Genomic DNA, 12,089 nt, shown 5'->3' with positions numbered 1-12,089 from the left:
TTAGTAGTCTTGTTTCAAATTTTTCCGGTTTTACTGGTAAGCTTCGACGATCTGTTCGAAGTGATCCTTCGTCCGCACTTTATCGAAAATCTTCTCGATCACGCCCTGTTCGTCGATCACGAACGTCGTCCGCAGAATCCCCATGAACGTCCTTCCCATAAACTTCTTCTCGCCCCACACGCCGTAGGCTTCCGCGATTTTTTTGTCCGTATCGGCCAACAGCGTAAAATTCAACCCCTGCTTTGCGATAAAGCCCTGGTGCGACTTTTCGCTGTCGGGACTCACGCCGACCACTTCGAAACCCATTCGCCGCAGCGTATCCCGCCCGTCGCGCAGACTGCAGGCTTCGGCCGTACAACCCGGCGTATTGTCCTTCGGATAAAAATAAAGAATCAACTTGCGGCCGCGGTAATCGGCCAGCGTTTTCATATTGCCGTCCTGATCGACCGCTTCGAAAGCCGGAGCGGGATCTCCCGTTTTCAGTTTTGCCATTTTCTTTCGCATTTAAAAATTCCGGTGCCTATTGTTCGTAAAGATACACATTTCCGGGAAAGTCAAAAAGTTTTTCCGGTCAAATATAACGCCAGAAAAACTTTTCACCGCGTCGCCCGCTACGGAGCGCACCTTTTTCCGAAAAGCGCTACGACCGCGCAAGCACCTTCTTTTCGATCTCCTCCACCTGGTGGCAGAACACCTTGTCCGTCTCCATCAGATTCGAAATCGCCTTGCAGGCGTGCAACACCGTCGCATGGTTCTTGCCGCCGATCGCCGCGCCGATGGTCGTCAGCGGAGCCTTCGTGTGCTGCTTGCTCAGGTACATCGCTATCTGGCGCGCTTGCGCGATCTCGCGCGTCCGTTTCGGAGAATTAAACACCTCCGCACTGAGTCCCATGTATTCGCAAACGACCTTGCGGATATGCTCGATCGTGATTTCCCGCTGATTGAACTGCACGTATACTTTCAGAATTTCGCGGGCCAGCGTGATCGAAATCTTCTTGCCCAGGAACGAGGCATTGGCCACGAGCGACGAAAGCGCCCCTTCGATCTCCCGGACATTGGCGTTGATATTCTCGGCCAAGAACTCGACCACCTCCTGCGGCACCTCCGCATTCAACTTCACGGCCTTGTTACGAATGATCTTCACCTTGGTTTCGTAATCGGGCTGCAACAGTTGCGTGGAAAGCCCCCATTTGAAGCGGGTGATCAGCCGCTGTTCGATATCTTTCAGCTCGACGGGCGGTTTATCGGAAGTCAGGATCAACTGCTTGTTCGACAGGTGCAAGTGGTTGAAAATATTGAAAAAAGCGTTCTGCGTCTTATCCTTCCCGGCCAGTTCCTGAATATCGTCGATAATCAGGACGTCGAGCATCTGATAGAAATGAATGAAGTCGTTCAGTTCCCCCTTCAGCGCGGCGTTCTGGAACTGCGCCTGGAATTTGTTCATCGACACGTACAACACCTGCATCTGCGGCTTGCGCTGCTTGATTTCCATGCCGATCGCCTGCGCGATATGCGTTTTTCCCAACCCCGAATCTCCGTAAATATATAAGGGATTGAAAGGCGTATTGCCCGGATTCACGGCCAGCGACAGCCCGGCCGAACGGCAAAGTCGGTTGCATTCGCCCTCCACGAACGTATCGAACGTATAGTTCGGATTCAACTGCGGGTCGATTACGATCCGGCGAATCCCCGGAATAACGAAAGGATTCTTTATATTTGTCGTATCGGACTGCGTGACGAACGTATTGATGGCCGTCATGTCGGCATCCGTCACTACGGTAGGAGCGCTCTGTTCGGTACGCGGCACGGCATAACGCAGCTTGGTCTTCAAGCCAAACATCTGGTGAATGATCGGACGCAAAAGCGGAATAAAGTGTTTTTCGATATGGTACACATAACTTTCATTAGGCACCTTCAGTTTCAAGGTCACCCCGTCAAAATCAAGCGGCACGATCGGCTTGAACCATTTGGCGAACTCCTCGTCGGAGGTATGCTCGCGGATACGGGTCAAACAACTTTGCCACACATCACCGTATGTCTGGTTATTAACTATCATCATCCTGTCTGTTTCGGAAGACAAAATTGTAAATAAATTCATTAAAAAAAATTTTCTTCTCTATTGTTTGTTGTGCAAATATTTATATAGAAAAATAAGGGTTCCCGCAGAGTCAAAACTTAACCGTTTGATATAGAATATTCAAAAAAATATCCGTATCTTTGTTTATAACTTTTTTCAACCGAAACAAGCATTCGTATAAATAAAACAAATAAGATTATGAGTGGAAATTTGGATTTAATCGTTAAGGAGAGAGCCGAAAAATGGCTCTCCGGAAACTACGACGAAGACACGAAAAAGCAAGTCAAATATCTTATGGATAACAACTTGGGCGAGCTGACCGAGAGCTTCTACAAAGACCTCGAATTCGGCACGGGCGGCCTGCGCGGCATCATGGGGGTAGGCACCAACCGGATGAACGTCTACACGGTCGGCATGGCTACGCAAGGCCTTGCGAACTACCTGAAAAAAGCCTTTCCGGGTAAGCAGATCAAGGTCGCTATCGGGCACGACAGCCGCAACAACAGCCGGCTGTTTTCGGAACGCGTCGCCGACATCTTCGCAGCGAACGGATTCAAGGTTTACCTGTTCGACTCGCTCCGTCCGACGCCCGAGCTGAGCTTCGCCATCCGCAAGCTGGAATGCGACAGCGGCGTGGTCATCACCGCCTCGCACAACCCGAAAGAGTATAACGGCTACAAAGCGTACTGGAACGACGGCGCTCAGGTAGTGGCTCCGCACGACAAAAACATCATCGCGGAGGTGCAAAAGATCACGTCTCCGGATCAGGTGCTCACCAACGGACACAAAGACAACATCGTCATTCTCGACGAAACCTTCGACGCGATCTACCTCGACGCCGTTCATTCGCTGTCGCTGTCGCCCGAAGCCATCGCCGCCCATCACGACCTGAAAATCGTCTACACGCCGATACACGGAACCGGAGTCATCCTCGTCCCCGAATCGCTCCGCAAATTCGGCTTTACGAACGTCGTCACGGTAAAAGAACAGAATATCCCGGACGGCAACTTTCCGACCGTAGCGTCCCCGAACCCGGAAGAACGCGCGACCATGAAAATGGCGATCGACCTGGCCGCCCGGCAACAGGCGGAGATCGTCCTGGCCACCGACCCCGACGCCGACCGCATCGGGATGGCCCTGCGCGACCGCGACGGATCGTACATCTTGCTGAACGGCAACCAGACATGCGCCCTGCTCGTATATTATATCGTAAGAAGGTGGAGCGAACTGGGAAAACTTCACGGCCGGGAGTACATCGTCAAAACGATCGTTACGACGGAACTGGTCGCCCGAATCGCCGAATCGTTCGGCGTGAAACATTTCGAATGCCTGACCGGCTTCAAGTATATCGCCACGGTCATCCGCAACCTCGAAGGGAAAATGCAGTACGTCTGCGGCGGAGAAGAGAGCTTCGGATTTCTCGCCGAAGATTTCGTCCGCGACAAGGACGCCGTCAGCGCCTGTTCGCTGGCCGCAGAGGCCGCAGCCTGGGCCAAGAGCCAAGGAATGACGCTGTATGACCTACTGAAGGAAATCTACGTAAAATACGGCTTCTTCGACGAAGCGCTCGTCTCGATCGTCCGCCAGGGCAAAGAGGGACAGGAGGAAATCGCCCGAATGATGACCCAGTACCGGAACAATCCGCCGCAAAGCCTCGGAGGATCGCCCGTAATCACCGTGAAGGATTATCTGACCGGAGAATCGCTCGACGTAAAAAGCGGCCGCAAAACGCCCATCGATATGGAAAAATCGAACGTATTGCAGTTCATCACAGCGGATTCGACCATCGTATCAATCCGTCCGTCGGGCACCGAGCCGAAAATCAAATTCTATTTCGGCGTCCGGGGAGAATTGTGCTGCGAAGATAAATTCGAAGAAACGCGCCAAACGATGGAACGTAAGATCGAATCGATCAAACAGGAGATGAAACTGATTTAAACCGAACCAAAAACCGTAAAAAATGGCTTCCGTATTCACACGTATCGTAAAAGGGGAGATCCCGTGCTACAAGGTAGCCGAGGACGACAGATATTTTGCATTTCTGGATATCAATCCGCTTGCAAAGGGTCACACGCTGGTCATCCCGAAAGAGGAGACCGACAATATTTTCGACTTGGACGACCGGACGCTGGCGGACATGATGGTTTTCGCCAAACGGATCGCGCGTAAAATACAGGCTAATATAGCTTGTAAAAAAGTCGCCGTCGTCGTTCTCGGGCTCGAAGTTCCGCATGCCCATATCCACCTGATACCGATTAACAGCGAAAAAGACGTCGATTTTCATCGGGAAAAACTCCAACTCACCCCGGAGGAATTCCAACGAATAGCAAAGACAATCAGCTTATAATAAAACACTTAAATTCAAAAAACGGAGCCTGAAGAGGTTCCGTTTTTTATTTAACATAATTAAACAGGAAATCTCTCCATATAAGAATCCAATCGAAGTCCCGGCAGGGTAGGGATTATTCTTGTAAAAAAATAGGATAAAACCGCCCTGGTATTTCCACTTTTGTAAAATTAACACTTGTAAATACCGAGCGTTTAATCATAAATGTAACCAAAACCCCGATGCAACTCGATTTTGTCAACTATAAATACATCTGTAAAATATGAAATAAAGATCAAATATCAAACACGATAAATTCATGTAAAAATATTTATATTATATATACAAATACATAAAAATCAGTACTGTAAATCTTATTACATAAACTTAATAATGATATAATCAATCGAAACGTGATTTAACTGACATGCAAAAGACGTATTACAACGACAATTAAAGATTATAGTCATTGAAAACCAGTATTATATATTATATAAAATAAATAATTAATTTATATTAAATAAAAGACCTTCCTTTTCGAGGTCTTCTTCCGTTTCCAATATTTCACACATGTAACTTATCCTTTTTTACATATGTATTTACATTCGTGAAATACGGTTTGTTTATTTTTGTAAAACTGTTTAACTTTGTAAAAAATCCGAATATGCGGGAAAGATTGCTGAAATTTATGGAAATGGAGAAGCTATCGGCTTCCCGTCTGGCTGAAATTCTGGGAGTGCAACCGGCGACCATATCGCACATCATCAGCGGACGCAATAAACCCAGTTTCGAGTTTATCGAAAAAATGCTGTTACGTTTCCCGAAAGTAAATCCGGAATGGTTTCTACTGGGGAAAGGTTCCGCATACCGTCCGGATGTTTCGTCTTCGCCGAATCCGAATCCGTCGCAGGAATTCCGGCTGTCCGCGAATCTTTTTGAAACGGCGAATATCCCGGCAACGGAATCTTCGGTCGGCCAACCGGAACGAAAGATTCCGGGAACTCCCGGTGCGACTTCCCCGGAAGTACCAACCAACCATCCATCCATAGATACAAAAAAACAGATATCGAAAACCGAGTTCTCGGAGCCAGACATCGAGCGCATCGTAATCTTCCTGAAGAACGGCACCTGCATCTCTTACAAGCCCCGGTAAAAAACAGAAAATAATTTAACATAATGTAACCCCTGATAGACCTTTCTACGATTCCCTTATAGACCGGATTGCGTTCGGAGAAAACGATTCTTGCCCGGTATTTCATTGATTACATCCCGATATTCCGGACATCTTTATTTTATGCTAAAAAAGATCTCCCATTAATAATAACAAGAGTCGGCGGCCGATCTCACGATTCGCCGACCGATCGCGGTTCGCCTGAAAATACGGACAGTTATCTCTGAATCGATTTGCATAATTCATACATGATTCGATCGTTTGCGGCGCTCTTACGATTCGGAAATATTTTTGATTATAATATATATTATGTTAAATAATGCTTAAGGATTACGTCATCGAAGAATAAAAAAGACTCTTATAAGGAACCTAAATAGATCCCCTGCTTTTTATATTCGTAATCCAAACATATAATATACAATAATTTATCAATAAAAGGAGGTGGAAACTTTGTAAAAAATCAACTATCGCATCGGGAAGTTACGCGCTTCCCTTCCTGGAAACGGAAAAAAACTACCCTAAAATTTATTTACGAACCAAAACTTAATTTATGAAGAACCGACTATGGTGGCTGGCTGGTACTACGGCCGTCGTCTTATTTTTCCATTGCTGCACGAACGATCCGTGCGATTATGGAGGGGATGTCGGAGAAAAGGCATCCGAACATTTCCCGGCGCAGGAAGCCCGCGCCTATTTCGAACAAACGGCCGAAGACCTGCGCATGGTGCATATAGGCTGCCGACACGAACACGGAGACTGCGGACACGGTCACGGACAGTCGACCAAAGGGATACTCAACGAGGTGGAACAGGCCGCCCTAATGACACCTCTATGGAATGACCTGCGGCAAACCTACGAAAACGGCAAAGTCGTTACCCTCGAAGTTCCGCTGCGCGTCGGAGGCACTCCGCTGAAAGCCTGGTCGCCGCGAAAAGCCGACGGACATGCCGGAAGCGTCGACGGCTCGACCGTAACGATGAAATTGATTCTGCAAAAAAACATCGAAACCGGAAATAAACGCTATTTTATCGCTACCTTTATTCCGGATTCGTCCTGCTACAACAAACGGAAAGACATGAAAACCCCTTATCGGTTTATGAGAGACCGCGATTATTCGGGTTATGTAATTATTTCGGACGTGGAAGGCCGATACCTCGCATCCTATCTGCACCGCAACGGAGGACGGATGGAAGTCGGCATGAGACAGCGTTCGACCGACGAAAACGCCGATACGACGGACGTCATCGACCGGCTGTATATGTCAACCCCTACCCTTGCTCTGGTTACCCGCAGTTCCGACTCGGAAAGCGACGGCAACGAAGGTTTCGGATACTGCCCGTTCTGCAATTCGATCTCCGTTTGGGGAGTCTGTCCGAACGGATGTGGGATCGAAGTAACCCCTTCCTATTGTTCGGTATGCGGATTCCTTTCGGAAAGATGCGTCTGCTGCCCGATCTGCAAACATCACCCGTGCACCTGCTTCTCCCAGGAAGGAAGCATCGACGTCGGTTACGGCGGGGAATTCAAATGCACGAATCCGGGATGTCTGTTCCAATTCTGCAACGGCGAATGCGAAGAACTCGATAACATCCCCACCGCAGGGCATTCGGATCCCAAACCGGATCAACTGACCGCAGCCTGGAACGAAGTGAACCTGGGCATTCCATGGGCTTGCAGCCAGATGCTCAGAAATCTTCAGGCTGAGGGGAAGCTGACTATAAAATTCGGGCGTATTTCCAAAGCGGGAACGACTAACGTAAGATATAATACTCAGACCCGTCAAATCAACGGCTATGTAATGACCTATGACGAAACATTGTTCGGAGATGCATCTTCATTAGGTAAAAGGATGCTGGTTTTTCACGAAGTCGTCCATGTCATTCTGTTCGACAGTCTGAAGTGGATGAATCCGAACAAATCTTTCAAAGATTACGACAATGAACATCACGAAAAAATGGTGAAAGATCAAAACATCAATAGCTGGCTTAAAAAGCTATTTCCAGGATTTACCGAGGAGAAATACGAAATGCTGAGATATGCCGGGACGGAAGATAGCCCTGTATTTAAAGATGAATTAACTAAGCCAGAACAAGGGTTTTACAAAAAATTTCTTTCCGATCAAGGAATAATTGTCGACGCAAAAGCAAAATAAAAAACAAATCAATATGAAAAGATTATTTTTTATACTATTTGCCAGTGTTATTACATGGCAAACGGGATCAGCTCAATCAGGTTCCGATACATACCTGACTTGTAACTCATTATCAAAAAGCAACATAACCGAAGGTATCGGAAGGTACGAAGATTCCCGAGATGACAAAAATCCTCTCTATAATTACCGAGCCGTCATGTTCCTAATGAATTCCGATAGTAAAGACATCTGTATCTGGTTTTTGCACTCTAATTTAAACTTAACCGAACTGCGTAAAATCAGAGAGCCCAAATGGTACGACCAGTTGAAAATCATCTATAAACCGAGGACTTTCCTCGGTACCATCGAACGGGCAAAACCGATCCACCTGGAAGAAAAACTGAAATCGTTCAGAAACAACAAAGAAGCATGGATGTGGGCAAATAACCTGAAAGGAAAAGTGCTCTACATGCTCGACTGGAACGATCCGATCAACTGCGTCGAAGAAGGCGACGGATCGACGATCAAGCTGATACAGGTCAGGGTGCTGGATACCAACGAACCCAAACAAGGAACCGTTATCCAACCCGAATAATTGAAAAACAAAATAAAAACAGCCGAAATGCATCGTCATTCCGGCTGTTTTTATTATTTTTATAATTATCGAACAACAACACAAAATCGTCACTATGGGAACATCATTGAGAAAAATCATTTATTCAATACTGTTTTGTTCTTTATATCAAAATATCACAGCCCAAACAAGATCCGACATATATCTCATCTGCAACTCTTCTAAAAACGAGATTTCGGAAGGAATGTGGAGAGGTGATATTAAATATGATAACGATCCCGTATATAATCATCCGCCTATTACCTTTTTATTTGAATCTAAAAACGTAGGATATACGATATGGTTTACTCATTATAGTTTCAACCTCGACAAATTAAAGAAAGAAAGACCCATTCAAAAAGACGATTACCAAATGCAAATCTTAATTAAGCCTAAATCATTCTATAACAACACTATATTAAAAGCGAATCCGATCTATATAGATCGAATAAAAGAGACCTTCAAAACAGCAAAAGAGGCTTGGGCATGGGCAGACGGACTAAGAGAAAAGACAATCTATCTGTTCGACGGAAGCGATCCGATGAACTGGGGGGAAGAAGGAGATGGGACAACCATCCGATTAATCGAAGTCAGAATGGTAGCAACCAATGAGCCCAGAGAGGAATTGGTATTTCCGGACTAAAAAATCACGTTTTTCTTCTTCAGAGCCGGTTTCAACCGGCTCTGTTTTTTAATTATTATCAGTATATTGCATTTACGGAACAATCAATATGAAAAAATTACTTTTTATACTACTTGTCAATGCACTTGCATGGCAAACGGGATCGGCTCAATCAGGTTCCGATACATACCTGACCTGCAGCTCATTATCGAAAGATCATATAACCGAAGGGATCGGAAGATTCGAAGACCCCAGTGACGACGACGATCCTACCTATAATTATCGGGCCGTTATGTTCTTAATGCATTCTGACAGTAAAGACATTAATATTGATTTTATACACGTCAATTTTAATCTAACCGAACTGCGTAAAATCAGAGAGCCCAAATGGTACGACCAATTGAAAATCATCTATAAACCGCGGACTTTCCTCAGTACCATCGAACGGGCGAAACCGATCCACCTGGAAGAAAAACTGAAATCGTTCAGAAACAACAAAGAAGCATGGATGTGGGCAAATAACCTGAAAGGAAAAGTGCTGTACATACTCGATTGGAACGATCCGATCAACTGCGTCGAAGAAGGCGACGGGTCGACGATCAAACTGATACAAGTTATGCTGCTGGATACCAACGAACCCAAACAGGGAACCGTTATCCAACCCGAATAATTGAAAAACAAAATAGAAACAGCCGAAATGCATCGTCATTCCGGCTGTTTTTATTATTTTTATAGTAAATACTCCCTCTATGAAAAAATTACTTCTTATACTGTTTGTCAACGTAATTGCATGGCAAACGGGACCGGCTCAGACAAAATCCGACCTATACTTAATATGCAACTCATTGCCGATCGATTCGGTCACGGAAGGCGTCGGTAGATACGAAGATATCAGGGACGACAACGACTCCATATATGACCATCGGCCGATCTCGTTTTTGATGGTATCCCGAAGCAAAGATATCAGAATCTGGTTCGACCATTACTGCTTCAATACGAACGAACGCCGTAAAATAGTTGCAATCGACCGGACGGACCAACTGAAAATTATCTATAAGCCACGGTCGTTCCTAAAGACGATCGAGCAGGCAAAACCGATCCGGCTGGAAGACCGACTGGAAGCTTTCGAAATAAACGAAGAAGCCTGGCTATGGGCGAAAACGCTGGCCGGAAAAATACTGTACCTATTCGACCGGAACGACCCGGTCAATTCGGCCGAAAATGGCTACGGCCCGACAATCAAGCTGATACAGGTAAATCTGGGCAGTACGAATAAGCGGGAACAGGAACTCTTTTTTCACGAAATCCACAACCGGTTTCTGCCCTGAAACGGAACGCCCGGGAACAAAAACCTTTCGGCAGTTCTGCTCCTTACCGGAAAACGACAGATTTTCGGCGCAGGAATTGTGCGATCCCGACCCGTTTTCATTGGGCGCATACCGATAAATTCCCTATTTTTGCACGACATATGCAGAGGTTATGACAATAAACTCTCTTTCATTAAATCGCATCGAATGAAACAATTAAAATATTACATATCAATCATTTGCGCAACAATCTGCATGTATTCCTGTACTGCACCCGACAACGCTCCGCAAAAAGGGATCACAGTCAGCATCGAACCGCTGCGCTACGTTACCGAACAGATCGCCGGAAACGATTTCGACATCCGGGTGCTGGTTCCTCCCGGATCGAGTCCCGAAACCTACGAGCCGACGCCCGAGCAGATGAAGCAGGTAGCCAATTCATTGGCATACATCGATATCGGCCTGATCGATTTCGAACGCAACCTGGAAAACGCCATCCGCGAGAATATGCCGAGCGTCCGGGTTATCAATACCTCAGAAAACGTCCCGTTGCTGGCAGGAACCTGCGGGCACGAAGCGCACGATCACGGACACGGAACCGATCCCCATATCTGGCTCTCTCCGAAATGCCTGAAAATCATGGCAGAGAACGTCTACGGTCAACTGTCGGAACTATATCCCGACTCGGTCGAATACAAAGCCGGTTACGAACGTTTCGACCGGCAATTGGATTCACTGGACCGCGCATTGCAAGAGACTTTCGCCGGACGGCAAACCGCCTTTATGATCTTCCATCCGGCGCTGACCTACCTGGCGCACGATTACGGACTGACGCAAATTCCACTCGAAAACGAAGGGAAAGAGCCTTCGGCGGCGCACCTCCGCAACCTGATCGAAACCGGCCGCAATTCCGGAATCGGGAAGGTATTCTTCCAACGGCAGTTCAGCAAAAATACGGTCGATGCGATCGCCGCCGAACTGGGACTCGAAGCGGTAGCGATCGACCCGCTGGACGGAAACGTCACCGACAATATACTGCATATCGCCCAATTAATAGCGAACCCATGAAACTGGTATCCCTGCATCACGTGTCGGTCAGCTACGACAAGGTTCCGGTACTGACCGACGTCGACCTGGATATCTGGAACGACGATTTCATCGGAGTGATCGGCCCGAACGGAGGCGGTAAAACCACGTTGGTAAAAGCTATCCTGAAGGCGGTTCCCTACTCCGGCGAGGTCATTTACGCCCCGGAGATCGAAAACCGAGGATGCCGGCGGATCGGATACCTACCCCAGATATCCGAAATCGACAAATCGTTTCCGATCTCCGTACGGGAGGTGGTTCTATCGGGTTTACAGGCCAGGAAGCGACTGCTCGGCCGGTACACTGCCGAGGATCGGCAAAAAGCCGACGAACTGCTGCACACCTGCCGGATCGAAGAGATCGCCCGGAAACCGATCGGGACTCTGTCCGGCGGACAGATACAGCGCACGCTGCTGTGCCGCGCCCTGATCTCCGACCCGAAACTGCTGATTCTCGACGAACCGACCAATTTCGTCGACAACCAGTTCGAAAAAGAGTTGTACTTGCAACTGAAGCATTTCAACGAAAAAATGGCGATCGTAATGGTTTCCCACGACCTGGGAACGATCTCAAGTTACGTCAGATCGATCGTCTGCGTCAACCGTCGCGTGCACAGACACGATTCGAACATCATTACGGCGGAACAACTGCACAATTACAACTGCCCGATACAGATCGTCTCCCACGGAGACGTTCCGCACACCGTGCTGGCGAAACACCCGAACGCGCGGTCATAAAAAATCCGTCCGGACAACC

Annotated in this window: 12 protein-coding genes; 10 read left to right on the top strand and 2 right to left on the bottom strand. The window is 47.3% G+C overall.

Annotation, left to right across the window (positions count from 1 at the left end; translation table 11 throughout):
- Positions 1-30 precede the first annotated feature (30 nt).
- Both bcp and dnaA read right to left on the bottom strand, forming a co-directional pair.
- Positions 31-492, bottom strand: a complete 462-nt coding sequence (bcp, locus tag PGR91_RS05965; RefSeq protein WP_055204532.1) for a thioredoxin-dependent thiol peroxidase — start codon at positions 490-492, stop codon at positions 31-33.
- Between the two features lie 148 nt (positions 493-640).
- Positions 641-2,056, bottom strand: a complete 1,416-nt coding sequence (dnaA, locus tag PGR91_RS05960) for a chromosomal replication initiator protein DnaA (protein WP_055204531.1) — start codon at positions 2,054-2,056, stop codon at positions 641-643.
- 219 nt (positions 2,057-2,275) lie between these two features.
- On the opposite strand from dnaA, the gene PGR91_RS05955 reads away from it, so the two are divergent.
- The 10 genes from PGR91_RS05955 to PGR91_RS05910 all read left to right on the top strand — a co-directional run bounded on the left by PGR91_RS05955 (position 2,276) and on the right by PGR91_RS05910 (position 12,070).
- Positions 2,276-4,015 (top strand): phospho-sugar mutase, encoded by a 1,740-nt coding sequence (locus tag PGR91_RS05955; RefSeq protein ID WP_055203981.1) that lies wholly within the window; start codon positions 2,276-2,278, stop codon positions 4,013-4,015.
- Positions 4,016-4,037: 22 nt separating this feature from the next.
- Entirely contained in the window at positions 4,038-4,424 is a 387-nt protein-coding gene (locus PGR91_RS05950) for an HIT family protein (protein WP_055203979.1), read from the top strand.
- A gap of 643 nt (positions 4,425-5,067) precedes the next feature.
- Positions 5,068-5,556, top strand: coding sequence for a helix-turn-helix domain-containing protein (locus tag PGR91_RS05945; protein ID WP_055203977.1), 489 nt, complete (start codon positions 5,068-5,070; stop codon positions 5,554-5,556).
- A 568-nt stretch (positions 5,557-6,124) separates the two neighbouring features.
- Entirely contained in the window at positions 6,125-7,726 is a 1,602-nt protein-coding gene (locus tag PGR91_RS05940) for a hypothetical protein (protein WP_118656529.1), read from the top strand.
- A 304-nt stretch (positions 7,727-8,030) separates the two neighbouring features.
- Positions 8,031-8,300, top strand: coding sequence for a hypothetical protein (locus PGR91_RS05935; RefSeq protein WP_118656527.1), 270 nt, complete (start codon positions 8,031-8,033; stop codon positions 8,298-8,300).
- A gap of 94 nt (positions 8,301-8,394) precedes the next feature.
- Positions 8,395-8,961, top strand: a complete 567-nt coding sequence (locus PGR91_RS05930) for a hypothetical protein (protein WP_147387394.1) — start codon at positions 8,395-8,397, stop codon at positions 8,959-8,961.
- A gap of 379 nt (positions 8,962-9,340) precedes the next feature.
- Positions 9,341-9,610, top strand: coding sequence for a hypothetical protein (locus tag PGR91_RS05925; protein WP_055203968.1), 270 nt, complete (start codon positions 9,341-9,343; stop codon positions 9,608-9,610).
- A 79-nt stretch (positions 9,611-9,689) separates the two neighbouring features.
- Positions 9,690-10,268 (top strand): hypothetical protein, encoded by a 579-nt coding sequence (locus PGR91_RS05920; protein ID WP_147387393.1) that lies wholly within the window; start codon positions 9,690-9,692, stop codon positions 10,266-10,268.
- A 186-nt stretch (positions 10,269-10,454) separates the two neighbouring features.
- Entirely contained in the window at positions 10,455-11,315 is an 861-nt protein-coding gene (locus PGR91_RS05915) for a metal ABC transporter solute-binding protein, Zn/Mn family (protein ID WP_172970763.1), read from the top strand.
- A complete protein-coding gene (locus tag PGR91_RS05910; RefSeq protein WP_118656523.1) occupies positions 11,312-12,070 on the top strand; it encodes a metal ABC transporter ATP-binding protein in 759 nt (252 codons plus the stop codon). Before PGR91_RS05915 ends, PGR91_RS05910 begins: the two co-directional genes overlap by 4 nt.
- Positions 12,071-12,089: the final 19 nt, after the last annotated feature.

The sequence above is a fragment of the Candidatus Alistipes pullistercoris genome (assembly GCF_027665465.1).
In the GTDB taxonomy this organism is placed as follows: Bacteria; Bacteroidota; Bacteroidia; order Bacteroidales; family Rikenellaceae; genus Alistipes_A; species Alistipes_A hominis.
Note: the sequence above shows the minus strand (reverse complement) of the source record. Positions and strands in the feature narration are given on the sequence as shown.